Source organism: Streptomyces akebiae, assembly GCF_019599145.1.
Lineage (GTDB): Bacteria > Actinomycetota > Actinomycetes > Streptomycetales > Streptomycetaceae > Streptomyces > Streptomyces akebiae.
Map to the genome: position 1 here is coordinate 5,310,408 of NZ_CP080647.1, position 21,095 is coordinate 5,331,502.

The following is a 21,095-nucleotide window of genomic DNA, read 5'->3' on the forward strand; positions in this document are numbered from 1 at the left end:
GCCGCGTGTACGGTCGCGTGATCGCTCCGCGCTGGCTGGCAGGGGGCTCAGCCGACGGCGGTGAGGTGGCGGGAGGAGGCGTAGTAGCGGGTCTGCTGCCCGCCTCCGGCTCCTCCGGCGACGCCGTCGGCCCTGGTGGCCAGGCCGCTGTCGACCAGGCGGGCCAGGTGGCGCCGTGCCTTTTCGACGTCGGCGCGTTCGGGGTCGCCTCCACCGATGAGGACGGTCGCCAGGTCGCGGGCGGTCATGCCGCCTGGAGCGTTGCGCAGCAGAACGGCGGGGTCCTTGGTCGGGTCGACCGTGGTGGTGCCGCGCTTGTGGTCGTGGGTGACGTCCAGCGGGCCGACCTCACCGGTGGGGGTCTTGAGGTGGTGCAGGGTGACGGCGGGGTCGCCCGCCCGGCCGGTGACGAACAGGACGCTGCCCGCGCCGGCGGTGATCCAGGTGGAGCCGTAGACCTGGTCCAGGCTGGGGCGCTGGCCGCGCGGGGCGTCGGCGGTGGCCTTGCGCTGGTGGTGAAGCTCCAGGATCTCCACACCGCCTCGCAGGGCGCGCATGCGGGCGTTGTGGAAGGCGACCGCGAGGCTGTCGTCGACCATCGTGCTCACTGCGTCCTTGAGGCTGTCGATCACGATGGTGTCGGCCTGGTGGGCGGCGGCGAGGTCGGCGAGGAGGTCGGGCTCCTTGTCGAGGGTGGCGGGCAGTGGCCCTTCCCAGACGACGAGCCGCTCACGCAGGATCGCCTCGTCGGTGTCGAAGACGCGGCGGGCCATGGCCTTGGCGATCTGCTTGGGCCGGTCCATGGCCAGGTAGAGCACCCGCCTGCTGGGGGCGACCGGCATCTCCAGGACCGTCTCCGACAGGCCGAGGCGGGCGAAGATCACCTGGTGGGCCAGGGTGGTCTTGCCGACACCGGGTGCGCCCACGATCATCAGGCTCTCGCCAGGCGCCCAGACGGTCTTGTCCCGGGTGCCCCACAGGGGCTCGGCGTCCGCGCCGGTCTCCTTGACGAAGGACCACCCGTCGACGGCGAAGCGGTTCAGTCGGCCCTGGCCCGAGGCGAGTGCCCGCTCGCGCTCGGCCCGCATCTCCGCTTCGACCTCGCTGCGGATCGCCTCGGGGTCGGCGCCCGGCTCCTGGGCGCGCTGGACGGTGTGGATCGCGGAGGCGAGCAGGCGGCGGAGGTTGGCCTTCTCGCGGATGATCTCCGCGTGGTGCTCCGCGCCACCGGTGCCGTAGTGCACGTCGGCGAGTTGATGCAGGTAGGGACGGCCACCGACGCGCTCCAGGTCCCCTTGCTGCTGGAGCAGCTCGGTCAGGACGATCGGGTCGGTCGGCTTGTCCTCGCGGTGCTGGGCGAGGAGTGCGCGCCAGATCGTCTCGTGCGCGGGCCGGTAGAAGGCATCCTCTCCCACGATGGGCCGGACCACGTCGATGACGTCGGATTTGTGCATGCAGGCGCCGAGGACCGCGCGTTCGGCGTCCACGTTGTACGGAGGCTCCATCGGCGCGGCGCCCTCGTCGAAGCGGGATGGCATCTCGGACGGCAGGGTCGTACCCTGAGGCATAGAGCTCCTCACCCGGCAGGCCACTATGGGGCGGCAACCCCGGCCGGTACCGGTTTCGATCGTTCAGGGATGGATGGTTGTGCGGTGGAGCCTCTACCTCGGCCCCGGTGTTCGTAGCACCGGGGCCGCTCGCGTGTGCGGATCCGTCCACCGCTGTACAGCGGACTATGACCATAGCCCAGATTTTCGGAAGCGCAACGCCTTGCATTTCACTCCGCAATGATGTTTAGTTGTGGACGCTCGCCCCAGTGGGCCCGGTCGTCGCGTGAAGGGAGGTGCGGATGAGCGGCGAGGAAGGTACGGAGCGCGCCGGCCCAGGTCGTCCGATGCCGGAGGATCACGCCGCCGCACGCATCAAGCTGGAACGCGAGGTCCGCGGCTGGAGTACGGTGAAGCTCGCCGAGGAGATGGCCGCCGCCGGCCATCCGATCAACCAGTCGGCGATCTGGCGCATCGAGAGCGGCAAGCCCCGTCGCAGGGTCAACCTCGACGAGGCGCTCGGCTTCTGCCAGGTCTTCGACATCACCATGCAGGACCTGACCGGACCACCAGGAGAGCTGGCCACCCCCCGCGTCCGCGAGCTCGCCCAGACGTACGTCCAGATGACGCTGGAGTACCGCCAACTGCGAGCGGCGATCGACCGGAACCAGATGCACCTGCGCGAGATCCAAATGGAACTCGACGCCTACGGGGACAAGGGCCCTGAACAGAGAGGACAGGTTGACGAACTCCTCCGACTCGAAGAACGAGCCGCGATGAGAAACCTGCACCCTTCGCAGGCACGCCGGCGAAACCAGGGGCAGCCACCCGCCGACGAGTAGTCGGTCGTTGCCCCACCCACGGCGCTACGAACGCCGAGAAACCCCTGAGCGCGGCGCCCCAGGTCGCCGCCGATCACCCAACCATCCATCCCTGAACGACGCCACCGGCCAGGCCCGACGGGAGTTGCCGCTCCCGCGACGCCGCGATGCCGGCGGGAGGAGTCCCCCTTGTCGCAGCCCGCCCTGCCCATATCCCAGATAGCCCAGCTCCTGGACGTCCCCGAAGACGCCCTGCGCACCCTGATGGCCGAGCGGCGAACCGCCGGCGACAAAACCCTGGTCGCCCTCACCGTCGCCGAAGCCGCCCGCCGGATCGGCATCGGCCGCACCAAGCTGTACGAGTACATCTCCTCCGGGGAGATACGTTCCGTCAAGATCGGTAGCCTGCGCCGCATACCCACCGAGGCGGTCGGTGAATTCCTAGCCCGTCGCTTTCGGGCCTCGGACTTCGACGCCGCGGCCTGAGGCGGGCGCGCATGGCAAAGCCCAAGAAGCCCAGCACGTCCCGCCAGCCCAACGGCGCCTCGTCCATCTACCTCGGCAAGGACGGACGCTGGCACGGCCGCGTCACCGTCGGCGTCAAGGACGACGGCACCCCTGACCGCCGCCACGTCAGCCGCAAGACGCGTGCCGAGGTCACCAAGGTCGTGCGCGAGCTGGAGAAACAGCGCGACTCCACCGGTGTTGCCAAGGCTGGACAGAGCTGGACGGTCCAAACGTGGCTGACCCACTGGGTCGAGAACATCGCCGCCCCCAGCGTCGGCGAGAACACCATCGACGGCTACCGCGTGGCGGTCTACCACCACCTCATACCCGGCCTGGGCGCGCACCGCCTGGAGAAGCTGGAGCCGGAGCACGTGGAGCGCTTCTACCGCAAGATGCAGGCGAACGGCAGCGCCGCCGGCACCGCCCACCAGGCGCACCGCACGATCCGCACCGCGCTCAACGAGGCCGTACGCCGCCGCCACCTCACCACCAACCCGGCCTCCATCGCCAAGGCCCCCAAGCTCGAAGAGGAGGAGGTCGAGCCGTACACGGTCGAGGAGGTCCAGCGCCTCCTCCTCGAAGCGGGCAAGCAGCGCAACACCGCCCGCTGGGTCATCGCACTCGCGCTCGGCCTGCGTCAAGGCGAGGTTCTTGGCCTGAAGTGGGAGGACGTCGACTTCGCGAACGGTGTGATCCTCGTACGCCGAGGACGCCTGCGACCCCGATACAAGCACGGCTGCGGCGACAAGTGCGGACGGAGCAAGCCCGGCTACTGCCCGCAGAAGATCAACATCCGGCGCGAGACCAAGGACACCAAAACCCGCGCCGGCAAGCGCCCTATCGGCATGCCCGAGGAGCTGCTCAAGTTGCTGCGGCGGCACAAGGAGGAACAGGAGCGAGAACGAACGCTCGCCCGTGACCTGTGGGAGGAGAAGGGGTACGTGTTCACCTCGCCGATCGGCGAGCCGCTCAACCCCAACACCGACTTCCACAAGTGGAAGGACCTGTTGAAAGCGGCGAACGTCCGTGACGGGCGCCTCCACGACGCCCGTCACACCGCGGCGACCGTGCTACTCCTCCTTGGTGTCCCAGACACGGTTGTTGACCGGATCATGGGCTGGGAGCCCGGCAAGTCCGCCCGGATGCGCAGCCGGTACCAGCACCTCACCAGTTCCGTTCTCCAGCAGACCGCCGCGAAGGTCGGCGCCCTGATCTGGGGCTCAACACCTCACCAATTCCCGCCGACACCTGGAGGTTCCGTGCCTGGCTTGAGCCAGGGCCCCGAACCAGCGGAGCCGATGGTGTACGTGGCCTGTCTCGGCGAGCGGTATGTTCCGTTTCTCCACCACGAGCACGCCCAAGCCGTGGTCTCCCAGTGGGGCGCCGATCGCCCCGGTAAGCCTGCGCACGTGGAGGAGTGGGACCGGCCACAGTGGGAGCACGAGGGACCTGGTGGAGTCCGGGCTATCCGTGACCGGATGCCCGACCGCCGGCTCGTTCATCATGCCCACGCCGTGTTTCTGCCCGGTGGCGAACGCCTCAACATCGGCCGCGATGAGCAGTGGTCCGTGCTGGCCTGGGAGTTCGAGACCGAGCTGTACACGGACCTGCCGGTCCGGTGGCACACCACACGGCGCCCAGGCCAGGAAGTAGAGGCTCAGGTTCGTGGTACGGACAAGGGTGCCGTTTGTACGGCCTATGCCGAGGCATGCGCACAGGCTGTGGATCGGTCGAGGAATCCTGCCAGGTACGGCGATGCGGTAGGTCGCTAAATTTCGTCGCCGATCCGGCCGTGAGTTTGCACGGCCGGATCGGCGACGCCTCTTTCTTGCCGGACTGCAATTAATTGTGCCGTTCAGTGGCTGCACGGATGGCTTGGCGTATTCCTGGATCCACAGCGCGATCGTCCGCCAGCTCGGCGAAATGACGCGCGGAATCCGGATGGTCGCGAAATGCAGGGGCCACGATCCTCGCGACGTCTCCTCTCAACGTGCACAGCCAAGACCTGATGGCGTCTTGTGGGCGCCACTGATCCCAGTTTCCGTCCCATTCGCACATGGCACGGATGGATTCATCGAGGAGGTCCCATTCATTGCTGCTGGCCGCACTGATGGCTATTCCGTGAAGCCACGTGACGGCGCGCGCTGCTTCACCAAATTTCACCGGATTAGTTCCGTTGCCATCCACGTGCTTGGCCAATGCTCTCAATAGGGTGATGGCTTGCCTGGAGTTGTGAGACATCGATGGTACTGCGAGCTCTGGCTGCAGCCGAGGCAGAACATCTAGGTGCAGACCGTAGTCGTCCGGGTGGCTAGCGATGAGTTCAAGGAACGCGTCGGTGGCATGGGACTCTCCCGAATTGGCGGCATCAAGCAGTGTTTCGGCACGTGCTACGGCCGGCTCATGAGGCTCGCTGAATTCGCGATCGATGAGATCTAGCAGCTCGTCGATGCTTTGTGGCCTACGCTCGGCTTCCTGCTGCGTCGCGGCTCTTACGATGTTCCTCCAGGGCCCGGGCGGAGGAAGCAGTTCAACATTCGATTGGGGCATCTCGCCAGTGAGAGCCCATGCGATCACTCGCCCGAGGCTGTAGATGTCGCTGGCAGCCGTGGCGTCTTCGTGAGGCTTTATGAAGAGCTCGGGGGCTGCGAATCCTTCGGTGCCGATAAAGTGGCCCGTCCGGCCGACTTTGGTCGTTTGCCCCCGTGGCCTCCGCACCACTCCCCAGTCTGCGAGGGTCCACCGGCCGTCGAGGAGAAGCATATTTGAGGGCTTGATGTCGCGGTGCATCCAGCCTTGTTGGTGCGCCTTATCCAGAATGGAACCCATGGAACCTATCAGTTCACGCAGGTTATCAGATTCTCGCAGTTGTTCGCGCTTCTCCTCGGCCGTCGCTTCAGCCAGTGGCATAATGAACCATCTGTGATCCTGCTCAAAATCAAGGATCGGCATATAGTTCGGGTGGTCATTTAGCAGCTCGGCTATATCGATTTCTCTGCGCATTCGGGCGCTGGGGTTTTCCCGTTGGGATAGCCGCCGCTTGAATGCCACTTCGACGCCCGAAGTCTTATGTGAGGCGCGGAATACCGCCGCTTGACCGCCTTCTTCGATGGGGACGCGGTCAAGGCTGTAGTCCTTCTTTATGCCCCGCCCTCCTCGAATCACCTCTCGGTAACGGTCAAGGTGCGGTGGAACTTTCGTCAGATCGCCCCACAGCTTCAGGAGGGGGCTGAAGGAGTGCGACAGTATTTTCTTCGCGAAGCCCTCGATGAATCCCTCGATGGACATATCGGCGCGAGGTTCGTAGAGCGATGGATTCTCCCCGGTGGTGGAGGAGGCGTAGGCGATTTTGTCGTAGAGTCCGTCGCTGTAAAACTGCGCAAAGGTCTCGGCTAGCCGCTGCTTGTGTGACGGTCCGCTGCGTGCGGCACCGCTTTCTCCCGGCCTACGTGTTGGGGCGTTTACGCGGTCGCTTTCTTCAAGGATGAAGAAGAGCCCGAGGTAAGGTTGAAAATCGTCATCGTCGTGCTGCCTGACGGAAAAGGCAGTCGAGGTCAGATCTTGGATGCGGTTATTGATATTATTCGTGGATCCTGGCCCGCCGAGTTGCGTAAAAGTAGCCGCTGCGAGCGGAATCCCGTCCTTGCGCACCACCAGGTCCCATGCCGAACCGCTCAGGCCGTACGCTCCCGGCAGCCTGGCGTCGCGGCCGACCTGGATCCAAGAACGATCGACGCCACGCTCGACAAGGGCTTCGACCACATGCTCAGTGAAACGGGCCCAGGGGCGCCGCACTGCCGCGGCACTGGCTAGGGAGCCATCCGGGCCGGTAGCGCTGATGCGTGCTTCACTACGCCGACGATCCTCTGCCCAGAAGGTTCGAGCTGCTTCCCTTAGCGCCTCGGCCACCTGGCTACCCCCGCTCAGTGTTGATCGCGGCCATCGCCCTAGAGGCTACAGACGAGGGCTGACACTGGCCCGGTACAGGTCGCACTCCGGGCCAGTCATGTATGGGGCAGGTCAGAACAGTCCGTCAGTGTGCTGCTGGCTGGCGTTGGCCGCGGGGATCCCCAGCGCCTTCATTTCTGCGAGCCGACCCGTGATCGCTGCGGAGAAGTGGCGCCAGTCCAACGCTTCCTCGGGCTCTCCAGGGCTGGGGTTGTCCCTGGAGGAGGTGATGTAGCAGGCCGTGTTGTAGAGCCCTTCTTCCAGCAGCCTCTTGCAGAAGATCGCGAAGCGGTCTTGGTAAGACGTGCCCTGCCAGATGTCCTCCGGGGGGTACGCAGGGTTCGAGGCCAGGCGAACCGCGTTCCTTGACTTGGGGTGGTCCTCCATGATGAAGAAGTAGCCGAGCCAAGGCCGTGATCCGGGGTACCACTCCGTGAGTGCTGCACGTTGCAGGTCGACTGCGCTCCCCAGCGCTTCCTCGACCCGGTTGTTGTAGTTGTTCGAGAAGGAGGGGCCACCGAGAGCTTTGAGTTCGAAGGCGGCGATGAGGGTTCCTTCGTGGGCGATGACTATGTCCCACTTCTTCAACGGGCGGTAGTGGCCTGGAAGTTCGAGATCCTTGTCTACACGGATCGATTCCTTCGGGTACCCCGCCTCCAGGAAGAACTTGGAGATCAGACCGGCCACGCTGTCGAAGTGCTTGCCGCCACGGACAGATCCCGCGGTGCCGGCACCAACAGCATTTTTGATGGCTGACAGATCGTTCTGTGACGCTTTGGCCCCCCAGTACTGAGCGATAGCGTCCTCGAAGTCTTGGCGGGTGACCGTCAAGATCCGTTCCCTCCCTAGTCGGGCAGCTCGACGAGCCCGTAGACACGCAGGGCGGCCTCCGTGGCAGCCTTCACGTCGCGCTTGTCGAACGCTTCCGCTAGGGCGGTCTTGTCGCTCTCGCTGATTGCTTCCGGATGGGGCACGCGGATCTTGCGGAGGTACTGCGCCTGGAAGCGAAGCGTTCCCCCTCGCATCTTGACCGCGTACGCCTCCACGAACGCTTCCGCGACTTTGGACAGCAGTAGGCCACCGAGTACCCGCATGTCCCAGACGTCCGAGACGATGAAGTACAGGTTGTGGTGAGGGTACAACTCGCCTTGATCCAGGACCGGGTGGATCGTCAGCTTCATGTCCGGAAACAGCAGCTTGGGCCGTCGCGTCAGACGGTGATCGACCTTATCGATCGTCTTGAACCAGCGCTTAGGCTGCTTGACCGCGATGTAGCGCTTCCGCAAGGCAGCCCCGTGCTCCTCGAAGTACGCGGCGAGCCGGGGGTAGGCGGAGAGCTCGACCAGGTCGCCTTCGGCCGTCCACGGGTTGACCAGGTAGGTACCGTTCCAGTTGAGCGCGCCGCTCGTGGTGTCGCGGACCATGGCCATGGGCAGCAGCCGGTCGCTCTCGACCAAGTCCTCGTCCTTCGTGAGGAAGACCTTGTCAGCGCCAGTGGCGATGCCGATACCGACACGCGTCCCGGTCTTGTCGTCCTCCAACAGCCGGAAGCGCTCAGTGAGTTCCTCCAGAACCGCCAGCCTGGCTGGCGAGGCCGCTGGCCATGAATCCTCGTCCGGGAACCAGTGCGGCATGCGGGCGGCTTGGAACGCCGTGGTGGTGACCGACTCCGATGCGGGCTTTGCGTACCAGTCGGCGAACTCGCGGGCTTGGATTCTGCCGAACGCCCGAGTCGTGTCCGCTGCCACTGCTTCGCCCTGGGGCCGGTTCGAGATGATCGTGATCGCCGGATAGGCCGAAACCTGATCTTCGAAAGCGTCCACGTCGTGCATGACCAGGGCTAGGTCCATGCTGAAGTGGCTGGTCACCAGCTGGCGGAGCCGACGGCCGTACTGGTTCCGCATCCAGCGGTCGGCGCAGATGAAGCCCAGTCGCCCTCCGGGGTTGAGGCTTCGCAGAGCGACCTCATAGAAGCCGACATAGATGTCCGCTCTGCCACCCATGGTGGAGCAGGCTGTGCGGTAGGCCGCCATCCGATCGTCGGGGACGTCTTCGAGACGGATGTACGGAGGATTGCCGACCACGTAGTCGGCTCGGTGGTCTGCATCGGGTTGGAGAAGGTAGTCGCCTTGTTCGACCCAGGCGGCTGCCACCTGGCGGGCCTCCTCGGTTTGCCACCCCTCTTCCACCAGCTGCTTCTCGACGACTACACGGCTCTGCTCCACGTTGCGATCCAGTAGATCCAGAGCTCGGACCGCTGCGAGCGCATCTTCGAGCGGGCGATTGTGCGTGCGGCACGAGGCACTGATTCGCGAGGTGACGGCGGCAAGGAACGCACCTGTGCCGCAGGCCGGCTCGACGAGCTTCGCGTCACAGAGGTCCTTGTCGGCCGTGTAGCCGAGGAGGTCGAGGATCAGGTCGACCACCCAGCGTCGCGTGAAGACCTCGCCGTGCTCCACAGCCTCCCTGGGAAGGGCGGGAAGCGCGTGCAGGTCGGTGTCAGAGAGCAGAGGAGTGGCCACGTCCCGACCCTACTAGGGAGGAATCCGGCCACGGACTCCGTCCACGAACGAGTGGCGTTGGCGTCGAGCCACTTTCAGACAGCTCCTTCGATGGCCTTGTACTGCTCTGCGAGCCGTCCCGCGCATGACCTTGATCACCTCTTCATTGAGGGCTGACCGACTCGACGAAAGCTCGCCGAAGAACGCTCGGAGCCCGGGTGGTGCTCCTAGGATGAGTTCCTTTGCATGCGGCGGTTGGACTGTGCAGATGGGGGCTGGCGCGTGGCTGTGGTTGTAGAGCCTGTGGTGACTGAGGAGAAGCTCCGGGAGCTGCTGGCGGAGGCGTCGGAGCAGAGGGCTCTTGACTACAAAGAAGCCCTCGACTTGTCCGAGCGTCGTGACCTCGTGGATATCGCCAAGGACGTTGCGGCTATGCAGGCCGAGCCCAGTGGTGGATACCTCGTCATCGGCGCCGACGATCACGGCAACCCCACTGGTCGGCTTTCCGAGAACCAGATTCGTGACTTCGACGAGGCGACGCTGCGGCCCAAGTTGCAGAAGTACATCCCGACGCTCACGATCCACACGGCTGCCCACTGTCTCGACGGGAAGTGGCTCGTTCTGCTCTACGTCGCCCCCAGCGCGGATGGATGTTGTGTCTTCCAGGTTGAAGGCACCTACCAGGACGGCAAGAAGCAGGTCACCGTCTTTCGTGCTGGTGACGTCTTTGTGCGACACGGCACTTCCAGTGAGCGGTGGAAGCAGAGTGACGTGGTCGGCGTGTGGCAGCGGGCCATTGCCTCTCGTAAGGAGACCTGGCGGCGGGAGCTGCGCCAGGAACTCGAAGCCCAGGGAGCTATCGGAGCGGCTGCCCAGCACGTACGTCAACGATCAGTTTCGGCTCTCACCTGGCAGCTGGACCAGGAAGTGTTCGAGGCCGCGGTGCTGGAGTACCTGCGCGCCGAGGACGACATCCCGCTTCGGCAGTTCTTGCTGTCCGCCCCGGCACAGGCCCGCGAGCTTCTCACCACCATGCCTGAAGACCTGCCCACCCTGCTGAATCGCGTGACCAGCTTCACCGCATTGAGCCTCGTCCATGAGCGAACGCAGTGGGCCACCAAGGGCACGGACTCCTTGCTCTCCATCTACGACCTCGGCAACGACCTTCCCGAGTCCGCCCAAGATTCCCTCACTGGGCCGCGACTGTGGTTGTCCGTGCTGGAGCGGGTCTACGGGCTTGGCGGTCTCGCCGTTCGGCTACAAGACTGGCCAGCGGTCCGCATACTCGCCGACCGACGGGGAACCAATCAGGGCTTCGACTGGTTCGGCAGTTGGCTTCGCCACGGGCTGACGACGGGTTCCCGCGCCGGTCTACTTGCCTCCGGTGCTTCGCACAGCTCGGGACTGATCGCGGCAGCCCACAACACGGTCCGGGAAGTGCCGGCCCTTCATCCTGACGCCTCACCTGACGACGACGCCGTGCTCAACAGCCTGTGCCAGTTCGATGCGCTCGGCGCACTGGTCGTTATGGGGGCAACGGGTAAGGCGGCAACCCGCTACTTCTATACGAATTTCGCTCGGTACATGACACAGCGCACCGAGCCTGCACTGGTCGCAATCACCCGCGACGCTGGAATGCGCCAGACGCTCTTCGATGGCAGCCCTGAGCTGCTGGAGGAGAGCCTGAAGCTCCTCGTGCGCATGGCTGACCAGGAAGGCTTCGGCTACAACGGGTGGACTGGTGTCAGCGACCCGCATCTGCAAGAACTCGTGTACGACTGAGTAGGCCAGCGGAGGAGCGATCGGTCGAGGATGTTGATTGGGTCCTGGTGGCACGGGCTCTCCTGGCCCGGATCGAGCCAGTTCGGATCCGTCCGCGCTTACGCCGGGAGCGTCGGGTGCCCTGCCATGGTGGGCTGCTGAAGAGAGGCCCGGGCTCGACACTGTGACCTGTTCGACGGGACGGGCGCTACAGCCCATCCGCCTAGGCCCGCAGCCGTCCGCACTGGGAACTGAGACCAAAACTGAGACCACACACGACGAAGAGCCCCGCTGCGAACAGCGGGGCCCTTCGACATCGTGCCCGGTGAGGCACTGGCGGAGGATACGAGATTCGAACTCGTGAGGGGTTGCCCCCAACACGCTTTCCAAGCGTGCGCCCTAGGCCTCTAGGCGAATCCTCCGCCGGAAACATTACATGACGGCGGAGGGTGCTTGCGAACTCGTTCGACGACAGGTGATCAAGGTGGGGCCGAGGTGGGAGGGAGGGGCGGGGAGGCGGGTCGGCGGCCCCCGGGGATCGGGTAGGCTGGGTGCAGCCCCTCACGCGGCGCTATCTGACTGAACTCCCCCAGGGCCGGAAGGCAGCAAGGGTAGGTTGGCTCTGGCGGGTGCGTGAGGGGTCTTCGTCGTCTTGGGCGCCGGGTTGTCAGTGGGCGCCTATAACCTCGTATGCGTGTCGTCTCTCGCGCTGTACCGCCGTTATCGCCCGGAGTCGTTCGCCGAGGTCATCGGGCAGGAGCATGTCACCGGCCCGCTGCAGCAGGCGTTGCGGAACAACCGGGTCAATCACGCGTACCTGTTCAGCGGGCCGCGCGGCTGCGGCAAGACGACCAGCGCGCGCATCCTGGCCCGGTGTCTGAACTGCGAGCAGGGCCCCACACCCACCCCGTGCGGGGAGTGCCAGTCCTGCCAGGACCTGGCTCGCAACGGACCGGGGTCGATCGACGTCATCGAGATCGACGCCGCCTCGCACGGTGGCGTCGACGATGCCCGTGACCTGCGGGAGAAGGCCTTCTTCGGGCCCGCGGGCAGCCGGTACAAGATCTACATCATCGACGAGGCCCACATGGTCACGTCGGCCGGCTTCAACGCGCTGCTGAAGGTCGTGGAGGAGCCGCCGGAGCACCTCAAGTTCATTTTCGCGACCACCGAGCCCGAGAAGGTCATCGGGACCATCCGGTCGCGTACGCATCACTATCCGTTCCGGCTCGTCCCGCCCGGCACGCTCCGCGACTACCTCGGCGAGGTCTGCGGCCAGGAGAAGATCCCGGTCGAGGAGGGTGTCCTCCCGCTGGTCGTGCGCGCCGGGGCCGGCTCCGTGCGTGACTCGATGTCCGTCATGGACCAGCTGCTGGCCGGCGCGACGGAGCAGGGCGTGACGTACGCCATGGCCACCTCGCTGCTCGGTTACACGGACGGGTCGTTGCTCGACTCGGTCGTCGAGGCCTTCGCCTCCGGGGACGGAGCCGCGGCCTTCGAGGTCGTCGACCACGTCATCGAGGGCGGCAACGATCCGCGGCGGTTCGTCGCCGACCTGCTGGAGCGGCTGCGGGACCTGGTCATCCTGGCCGCCGTGCCGGACGCCATCGACAAGGGGCTGATCGACGCCCCCGCCGATGTCCTGGAACGGATGCGGGCCCAGGCCGGCGTCTTCGGCGCCGCCGAGCTCAGCCGTGCCGCCGACCTCGTCAACGAAGGTCTCACTGAGATGCGCGGCGCCAACTCGCCCCGTCTCCAGCTCGAACTGATCTGCGCTCGCGTACTCCTCCCCGCCACCTACGGCGACGAACGGTCCGTCATGGCCCGCCTGGACCGCCTGGAACGAGGGGTGAACTTCTCCGGCGGCGGCGCCGCCCCGGCCATGGGGTACGTGCCCGGTCCCGACGCGCACGGGGGAGCGGCCCCGCCGATGGGCATGGCTCCGCACACCTCCCAGGCTCCGCACACGGCGCAGGTCCCGGCCGCCGCACAGGTTCCGCCGGGCGGCGGGCCCGCGGCAGCTCGGGCCGCGGTTCGGGGGGCGGGCGCCGGGTCTGGTTCCGGTGCGGGTGCGGGTGCGGGTGCGCCGGGTGCCGGCCCTGTGCCGGGTCCGGCGTCGGACGCGTACGGCTCCGGGGGCGCCGCCGGCGGGCCGGCGGCCGGTCCAGGCGGAAGTGGCCCCGCTGGGGCGGCTCCGGCCGCACCCCATGAGGCTGCGCCGAGCGCCCCGGCCGCCGCCGCGAGCGGTGCTCCGGCAGGGCCCCCCACGCCCAGCCGGGCGCGGGTTCCACGTCCTCTCCCCCGCCCACCGCGCAGGGCGCCCCCGGCGGCGCCGCTCCCGGCTCCTGGCCCACCCCGGCCAGTGCCGGCAGTGGACGCCGACCCGGCGGATGGCCGACGGCCGCGCCCGCCGGCGGCGGCTCCGCGCCCGGGGCCCCGTCCGCGCCCACCCCCGGCCCGGCCGCACCCGCACCCCCGGCGTACGCCCAGCCCGGTCCTCCTGCGGCGGCCCCGGCCCCGACCACCGCGTACAACCCCGCCCCGGGCGGACCCGACCCCCGCACGCTCTGGCCCAACATCCTGGAGACGGTGAAGAACCGCCGCCGCTTCACCTGGATCCTGCTCAGCCAGAACGCGCACGTGGCCGGTTTCGACGGCACGACCCTGCAGATCGGCTTCGTCAACGCGGGCGCCCGCGACAACTTCGCGAGCAGCGGCAGCGAGGACGTCCTGCGGGCGGCCCTGGCCGAGCAGTTCAACGTGCACTGGAAGATCGAGGCCGTCATCGACACGTCGGGCGGCTCGGCCCCTCCGGCCGCCCCCGGCGGCTACGGGTCTCCCGCCCCGGCCGCAGGCGGTTACGGAGGCGGCGGCTACGGCGGGGGCGGCACCGGCGGCGGCTACGGCGGCTCCCCGGCCCAGGCATCCCGTCCCGGCCCGCCCCAGGCCCCCGCCCCGGCCTCCCGCCCGGCATCCCCGGGCACGGCCGCGCCCCACCAGTCGGCTCCGGCCGCTCAGCCCGCCGCTCCCGTACCGCCCCCGGCTCCCGAGCCCCCGCCCGTCTCCCCCGAGGACGACATTGCCGAGGACGACGACCCCGACCTCGACGAGTCCGCCCTCTCCGGCCACGAACTGATCGTGCGCGAACTCGGCGCGACGGTGGTCGAGGAGATCGCGAACGAGTAGCGAGAGGTCGGGGTTGCGCGGGCCGCGTGCGAGCGGCCGTGTCGCGGCGGGTACGGGCGCACGACTCGGGAGGGCGAGGGTGGCCCCCACCCCGTTAGTGCGATCCGACAAACCTTCGCCGTCCCACCCTTCGGAAGCCCCTACAAAGCCCCCCGCCCCCTCCGGCTAGGCTGGGCCCGTGAAGGTCCTCGTCATTGGTACCGGTGCTCGTGAGCACGCGCTGTGCCGTTCGCTGTCACTCGACCCCGATGTCACCGCACTCCACTGCGCCCCCGGCAACGCGGGCACCGCGGAGGTGGCCGAGTCGCACTCGGTCGACGCACTGGACGGCGCCGCCGTGGCAGCGCTGGCCACGCGACTGGAGGCCGACCTGGTGGTCGTGGGGCCGGAGGCCCCGCTGGTCGCGGGGGTCGCCGACGCCGTGCGCGAGGCGGGCATCCCGGTGTTCGGCCCGTCCGCCGAGGCGGCGCGGCTGGAGGGCTCCAAGGCCTTCGCCAAGGAAGTCATGGCCGGGGCCGGCGTACCCACCGCGCGGTCGTACGTCTGCACCACGGCCGAGGAGATCGACGAGGCCCTGGACGCGTTCGGCGCGCCGTACGTCGTGAAGGACGACGGCCTCGCGGCCGGCAAGGGCGTCGTCGTGACGGCGGACCTCGCCCAGGCCCGCGAGCACGCGCTCGCCTGCGGCCGGGTCGTCATCGAGGAGTTCCTGGACGGCCCCGAGGTCTCCCTCTTCGCGATCACCGACGGCGTGACCGTCGTTCCCCTCCAGCCCGCGCAGGACTTCAAGCGCGCGCTCGACGGCGACGAGGGCCCCAACACCGGCGGCATGGGCGCGTACTCGCCGCTCCCGTGGGCGGATCCGAAGCTGGTCGACGAGGTCCTGGAGTCCGTGCTCCAGCCGACCGTCGACGAGATGCGGCGCCGCGGTACCCCGTTCTCCGGCCTGCTCTACGCGGGGCTGGCGATCACCGGTCGAGGCGTACGGGTGATCGAGTTCAACGCCCGGTTCGGCGACCCGGAGACCCAGGTGGTCCTCGCCCGTCTCAAGACCCCGCTGGCCGGTGTCCTGCTCGCCGCCGCCACCGGCAGCCTCGGCGACGTCGAACCCCTGCGCTGGAGCGGCGACGCGGCCGTCACCGTGGTCGTGGCCTCGCACAACTACCCCGGCACACCGCGCACCGGTGACCCGATCACCGGCCTCGACGAGGTCGCCGCGGTGGACGCCCCGCACGCGTACGTCCTGCACGCCGGCACCAAGCGCGCCGGTGACCAGGTCGTCAGCGCCGGCGGCCGCGTCCTCTCCGTCACGGCCACCGGCAAGGACCTCACCCAGGCCCGCGACCGCGCCTACACCGCCGTCGCCCGGATCGGCCTGGACGGGTCCCAGCACCGTTCGGACATCGCGGCGAAGGCAGCCGCCGAGGCCTGACCGGCTGAGACGTCGCGCCCGCCTGCGACCCTCCACACAACCGAACACATCCACCCTCTTCGCTACATCCGCATGCGAAGCATCACCAACGGGTACGAACCTCAGGCCCCGGAATCCCTCGGAGACCCCCAGGAACCCCTGGAATCTCCTTCGGAATCCGGGGCCCGATCCTTGCCCAGCGTCATTCACCTCTCCCCAAAGCCATTCCATCGAGTGAGCGATGGTCCATCCGGCTGACGACGGCCGGACCCCCAACTAGGGTGCGGCGCAAGCATTCCGGCACTTGGCTCACCGGCATTGCGATGTCAGTGGTGGGTGCCACAGTGGGGGAGTGAGCAACGTCAGGGCATTCGGCGGTGACCACTGCGACGAGCAGTCGTCGCAGTCGTCGCGGTGTGCGCCACACGGGACAGCAGGGGGTGACGTCGGGTCGTGACCGGTATGGCAGGTGGTGAGGAGGCGGGCGCGCAGGCCGCGCGCTCCCGGGCCCTCGCCGTGCTGCGGGTCCGCAGCAGGGCGCTGGCCGTGGCATTGCTGCCCGCGGCGGCCGCCGTCGTCCTTCTGGTCGGCGGGTCGACCGGCCATCTGACGGGGCCGGGCTGGTCCATGGCGAGCTGGATCGTGTGCGGCATCGCCGCCGTCGTGCTCCTCGCCGCCACCGGCATCGCGCTGGTCGTCGCCCGCGCTCGGCCCGCGGTGAGCCCCACGGTCTCGATCACCGAACAGGCGGCCCCCGATCTCTACCGTCTCGTCCGGGATCTGGCGGACCGTCTCGACGTCCCGGCCCCCTCCGCGATAGCGCTCACCCCGGACTGCGACAGCTGGCTGGAGGACCGCACCCACCCGTCCCACCGCTCGCCCGCGCCCCGATCGGAGACCGCCGGTCCCGGGTCCGCCGACACGGGCACCGGCGCCGCGCGCACCGACCGGGCCGACGAGACGACGGACGCCCGCGGATCATCATCCGGCCCGCACTCAGGTCCGCGGTCGGGCCTGCGGTCCGGTCCTCAACCGGAGCCCGGCCTCTCCTCTCCCCGCCGGCATCACCCGCCCACTGCCCCGGTCCTCGTCATCGGCTCACCCTTCCTGTGGTGGATGCGGGTCGGAGAGCTACGGGCGGTGCTGGCCCCCGTCGTCGCCGGTACGGGACCGTCGGCGCACCCGGACATAGCTGCGGCCCGCCGTTTCGTGCGCGGGCTGGACGCGGCCGTGGCCGTCACCTCCTCGCCGACGCACGGACCGCTCGTGCGTTCGGTGCTGGCCGGGGTCGGCTGGGTCACCCGGTTGCTCCTGCGCGGCTGCCGCGGGCACGCGGCCGAGATGGAGCGCGGGGTCGCCGCGGCGGCGGCCGAGCGCGCACAGGCTGTGGACTACGGCCTGCGGATCGTCGCCCAGGAGCAGGTCGGCCTGGCCTACGCGGGCTGGGACCGCCTCCTCACCCGGGTCGCCCTGCCCGCCTGGCGGATGGGCCGCTGGCCGTCCCGCCTGGACGCGGGTGTCGTCGCCGCGCTCACAGAGCTGTCCCGGCGAGACCGCCTCGCCGAGGGCTTCGCCTCCCGGCTCGGCGAGCGCCCCGCCTGCGACCTCCTCGAAGAGCCCGGCACGGTCGACGAGGCCGCGTCCCTGCTCGCGGCCCGCCTCTTCCACGGTGGCCCGGCCGAGTCCGGCGCCGACTGGTCCCCGGTCGACTGGCACGAGTACCCGGACGAGGTCGTCGACCGCAAATGGCGCACCGACGCGGCCCGACTCCACCGAGTCCTCGACACCTTGGGCGTCCGCCGCACCACGAGCGACCCGGCCCCGGACCCCACCGGTCCCGCCCCCGGCGGCCCCACCCTCTCCCGGGTGCTGAACCACCTGACGACTCTGACGACCCTGACGACCCCGATGAGTCCCGCCCCGACCCCGACCACGGACCAGGCCTCCGAAGCCGCTGCCCACGCACGGCACCAGGGATACGCCGCCGACCACGAGCCCCGCACCGCGGCGCCCGACGACGAACGGCCCGCCCCGACGACCGCCGCCAGGCATGAGCCGTCAGCCGGGGACGCCGCCGACCTCGACCGGGCCGCCGAAGGCCCCCGCGCCGACCGCCGACACGAGCACAACCCCGCCCGGGAGCCGGACCGGCATCACATATCCCAACTCGGCGAGGGCGAGGGCGAGGGTGCAGACGACGACGAACCCGGTCTCGCCAACGCCCGCTCCGCGGGGCTGGCCGCCGCGCTGACCGCCGAGCTGGCGCGGGAGGAGGCCGCGGCCCCGGCTGCCGTGTCCACCGCGGGCGGCGGAGCCGAGGCGCAGGGGCCGGACCGGGCGCTGTGGGACGACGGGCTGCTGCCGCTGTTCCCGATGCAGCCGCCCCGCACGGGCCGTGAGCTGCTGGCGGAGCACGTCACCGCGATGGTCTGCTGCGCGGCGATGGACACGGCGGGCGCGACCCCGGGTCTGGACTGGCTGGACGGCCCCTCCCTCCTGGTCGACGGCGAACGAGCGGCCGACCTCGCCCCCAGGGTCCTGACCCTCGTGGAGGACGGCGATCCCGCACCCCTCCGCGACTGGCTCCGCCGCCTCGGCGTCCGCCCGGAGAAGCCGGTCCGCCTGGTCTGAAGCACGGGAATCACCACGCCGCCCCGGCCCACCCGCCGGAGCCCCCGCCCCACCTGCGGCAGCACACGCCGCCCACCCACCCAGCCCAACTCCCCACCCGGAGCCAGCTGTTCCACTCTCGCCAATTAGCAACGAACGGTGACGGAGCGCGTGCGTAATGTGATGTGCTGGGACCGATCGCGTACATAGCAAGGGCTTGCGAAAGCTCACGGGGGACGAGGGAGGGGACCATTCATGGGCTCGGAGCACCACATTCGGCGTTGGGAATCGGGGGCACTCGCCCACGCGGTGACGGACCCCTTCGGTCAGGGCCCCGTCCCCTGGCTACGGGGCAACGTGACCTACTTCGACGACACGGGCCAAGTGGTCCCCTGGTACGTGGAGCCGGGCCCGCCGGAGCCCGACACCCCGGCCAAAGGCGGCCGCACAGGCACGCGAGGCCGCGTCCCCGCCCCCCGCACCGCACCGGGCGGCCCCCGCTCCGCCGACGACGTGCGCCGCCAGATCAAGGGCTTCACCGCGACGGGCGCGGCGGCCCCCGGCGAATCCATCGACTTCCACATCACCGTCGACCCGCCGCAGGAATTCGGCGTCGACATCTACCGCATCGGCCACTACAGCGGCGACGGCGCGGCGAAGATCATCACCAGCCCCCGTCTCTCCGGCATCGTCCAGCCCCCGCCCCTCACCGCCGACCGTACGGTCTCCTGCCACCACTGGTGGCTCTCGTGGCGCCTGCAGATCCCGACGTACTGGAACGTCGGCGCGTACGTGGCGGTCCTGACCACCGCCGACGGCTACCGCTCCCACGTGCCGTTCACCATCCGCGACGACCGCCAGGCCGACCTGCTGCTCCTGCTCCCGGACATCACGTGGCAGGCGTACAACCTGTATCCGGAGGACGGCCGCACCGGCGCCAGCCTCTACCACGCCTGGGACGAGGACGGACGGCTGCTCGGCGAGTCCGACGCGGCGACGACCGTCTCCTTCGACCGCCCGTACGCCGGCGCGGGCCTCCCCCTGCACGTAGGCCACGCCTACGACTTCATCCGCTGGGCCGAGCGCTACGGCTACGACCTCGCCTACGCCGACGCCCGCGACCTGCACTCCGGCCGCGTCGACCCGGCCCGCTACCGGGGGCTGGTCTTCCCGGGCCACGACGAGTACTGGTCGCCGCAGATGCGCCGCACCGCCGAGCTCGCCCGGGACAGCGGCACCTCGCTCGTCTTCCTCTCCTCCAACACCATGTACTGGCAGGTGGAGCTGGGCCCGTCCCCGTCCGGGGCCCCCGACCGCCTCCTCACCTGCCGAAAACGCCGGGGTCCCGGCAAACCCGCACTGTGGCGCGAAATCGACCGCCCCGAGCAGCAGTTGATGGGCATCCAGTACGAGGGCCGGGTCCCCGACCCCCACCCCCTGGTCGTGCGCAACGCCGACCACTGGCTCTGGGACGCGACCGGCGCCCACGAGAACGACGAGCTGGAGGGCATGGTCGCCGGTGAGGCCGACCGCTACTTCCCGCGCACGCCGCTCCCCGAGCACCAGGGCCGCATCCTCCTCGCCCACTCCCCGTACCGGGACGCCGACGACGTCGTCCGTCACCAGGAGACCTCCCTGTACCGCGCACCCTCCGGAGCCTGGGTCTTCGCATCCGGAACGTTCGCGTGGTCCCCGGCCCTGGACCGACCGGGCCACGTCGACACCCGCGTCCAACGAGCCACCGCAAACCTCCTGGACCGCATCTGCAAACGTGACTGAGTCCCGTACCGAGACCGGTGTCGACTCTCGGCGAGGCAGCCCCTGGGCAAGATCGGTCGCCCCATACGGGAGAATCGAGCCACTTGGACATCACCACGGGGAGGAACCGTGTCCGGATTCGTAGAAAAGCCCGAGCCGATCCAGGTTCCGGGCCTGGTGCACCTGCACACCGGCAAGGTGCGCGAGCTGTACCAGAACGAGGCGGGCGACCTCGTGATGGTCGCCAGCGACCGAACGTCCGCGTTCGACTGGGTGCTGCCGACGGAGATCCCGGACAAGGGGCGGGTCCTCACGCAGCTGTCCCTCTGGTGGTTCGACCAGCTCGCCGACCTGGTCCCGAACCACGTCCTGAGCACCGAGCTGCCGCCGGGCGCCCCCGCCGACTGGGCGGGCCGCACCCTCATCTGCAAGTCGCTCCAGATGGTCCCGGTCGAGGCCGTGGCCCGCGGCTACCTCACCGGCTCGGGCCTGGTGGAGTACAACGACTCCCGTACGGTCTGCGGTCTCGCCCTCCCCGAGGGCCTGGTCGACGGCTCCGAGCTGCCGGCGCCGATCTTCACCCCGGCCACCAAGGCCGCCGTCGGCGAGCACGACGAGAACGTGTCGTACGAGGAGGTCGCCCGCCAGGTCGGCGCGGAGACCGCCGCCCAGCTGCGCCAGACGACGCTGGCCGTGTACAGCCGGGCCCGGGACATCGCCCGTGACCGGGGGATCATCCTGGCCGACACCAAGTTCGAGTTCGGCTACGAGGGCGAGACCCTCGTCCTCGCCGACGAGGTGCTCACCCCGGACTCCTCCCGCTTCTGGCCGGCCGACCTCTGGGAGCCGGGCCACGCCCAGCCGTCCTTCGACAAGCAGTTCGTCCGCGACTGGCTGACCTCAAAAGCCTCGGGCTGGGACCGCAAGAGCGAGCAGCCCCCGCCGCCGCTGCCCGAGGAGATCGTCGCCGCGACCCGCGCCAAGTACGTGGAGGCGTACGAGAGGCTGACGGGTACGAGCTGGAGCTAGTCCGCCGCGCGAGCGC

The 21,095-nt window shown here is 68.9% G+C and carries 11 protein-coding genes, 1 tRNA gene, 1 other RNA gene and 2 pseudogenes; 10 read left to right on the top strand and 5 right to left on the bottom strand.

All coding sequences use genetic code 11. The features are described 5' to 3' along the window. Positions 1-47 precede the first annotated feature (47 nt). Complete coding sequence (locus K1J60_RS22820) at positions 48-1,568, bottom strand: DnaB-like helicase N-terminal domain-containing protein (RefSeq protein WP_220647812.1); 1,521 nt, start codon at positions 1,566-1,568, stop codon at positions 48-50. Between the two features lie 281 nt (positions 1,569-1,849). On the opposite strand from K1J60_RS22820, the gene K1J60_RS22825 reads away from it, so the two are divergent. From K1J60_RS22825 to K1J60_RS22835, 3 genes and pseudogenes are all read left to right on the top strand, one after another. After that, positions 1,850-2,389 carry a helix-turn-helix domain-containing protein gene (locus tag K1J60_RS22825; protein ID WP_259407868.1) on the top strand — a complete coding sequence of 180 codons (540 nt, stop codon included), beginning with the start codon at positions 1,850-1,852 and terminating at the stop codon, positions 2,387-2,389. Between the two features lie 168 nt (positions 2,390-2,557). Continuing rightward, entirely contained in the window at positions 2,558-2,854 is a 297-nt protein-coding gene (locus K1J60_RS22830) for a helix-turn-helix domain-containing protein (RefSeq protein WP_220647813.1), read from the top strand. A gap of 11 nt (positions 2,855-2,865) precedes the next feature. After that, positions 2,866-4,092 (top strand): annotated as a pseudogene (locus K1J60_RS22835) (tyrosine-type recombinase/integrase); the annotation flags it as partial. Between the two features lie 625 nt (positions 4,093-4,717). On the opposite strand, the gene K1J60_RS22840 reads toward K1J60_RS22835, so the two are convergent. From K1J60_RS22840 to K1J60_RS22850, 3 genes are all read right to left on the bottom strand, one after another. Further along, complete coding sequence (locus K1J60_RS22840; RefSeq protein WP_317619723.1) at positions 4,718-6,784, bottom strand: protein kinase domain-containing protein; 2,067 nt, start codon at positions 6,782-6,784, stop codon at positions 4,718-4,720. A gap of 111 nt (positions 6,785-6,895) precedes the next feature. Further along, a complete protein-coding gene (locus tag K1J60_RS22845; protein ID WP_220647816.1) occupies positions 6,896-7,654 on the bottom strand; it encodes a PaeR7I family type II restriction endonuclease in 759 nt (252 codons plus the stop codon). A 14-nt stretch (positions 7,655-7,668) separates the two neighbouring features. Next, positions 7,669-9,345: an Eco57I restriction-modification methylase domain-containing protein gene (locus K1J60_RS22850; protein ID WP_220647817.1), complete on the bottom strand. Its 1,677-nt coding sequence runs from the start codon at positions 9,343-9,345 to the stop codon at positions 7,669-7,671. Between the two features lie 285 nt (positions 9,346-9,630). Here K1J60_RS22850 and K1J60_RS22855 point away from each other — a divergent pair, with 285 nt between their 5' ends. Continuing rightward, on the top strand, positions 9,631-11,106 hold the full coding sequence (locus tag K1J60_RS22855) for an AlbA family DNA-binding domain-containing protein (protein ID WP_220647818.1): 1,476 nt from the start codon (positions 9,631-9,633) through the stop codon (positions 11,104-11,106). Between the two features lie 313 nt (positions 11,107-11,419). Here K1J60_RS22855 and K1J60_RS22860 read toward each other — a convergent pair. Continuing rightward, a tRNA-Ser gene (locus K1J60_RS22860) sits at positions 11,420-11,507 on the bottom strand. A gap of 130 nt (positions 11,508-11,637) precedes the next feature. Here K1J60_RS22860 and ffs point away from each other — a divergent pair. The 6 genes and pseudogenes from ffs to K1J60_RS22890 all read left to right on the top strand — a co-directional run bounded on the left by ffs (position 11,638) and on the right by K1J60_RS22890 (position 21,079). Then, positions 11,638-11,734: signal recognition particle sRNA small type (ffs, locus tag K1J60_RS22865), an RNA gene on the top strand. A 45-nt stretch (positions 11,735-11,779) separates the two neighbouring features. Next, positions 11,780-14,271, top strand: a pseudogene (locus K1J60_RS22870) (DNA polymerase III subunit gamma and tau). Positions 14,272-14,449: 178 nt separating this feature from the next. Beyond that, complete coding sequence (gene purD, locus K1J60_RS22875; RefSeq protein WP_220647819.1) at positions 14,450-15,703, top strand: phosphoribosylamine--glycine ligase; 1,254 nt, start codon at positions 14,450-14,452, stop codon at positions 15,701-15,703. Between the two features lie 441 nt (positions 15,704-16,144). Next, complete coding sequence (locus tag K1J60_RS22880) at positions 16,145-18,313, top strand: hypothetical protein (RefSeq protein ID WP_259408304.1); 2,169 nt, start codon at positions 16,145-16,147, stop codon at positions 18,311-18,313. A 234-nt stretch (positions 18,314-18,547) separates the two neighbouring features. Continuing rightward, a complete protein-coding gene (locus K1J60_RS22885; protein WP_220647821.1) occupies positions 18,548-20,071 on the top strand; it encodes a N,N-dimethylformamidase beta subunit family domain-containing protein in 1,524 nt (507 codons plus the stop codon). 108 nt (positions 20,072-20,179) lie between these two features. Continuing rightward, positions 20,180-21,079, top strand: a complete 900-nt coding sequence (locus K1J60_RS22890) for a phosphoribosylaminoimidazolesuccinocarboxamide synthase (protein WP_220647822.1) — start codon at positions 20,180-20,182, stop codon at positions 21,077-21,079. Positions 21,080-21,095 lie beyond the last annotated feature (16 nt).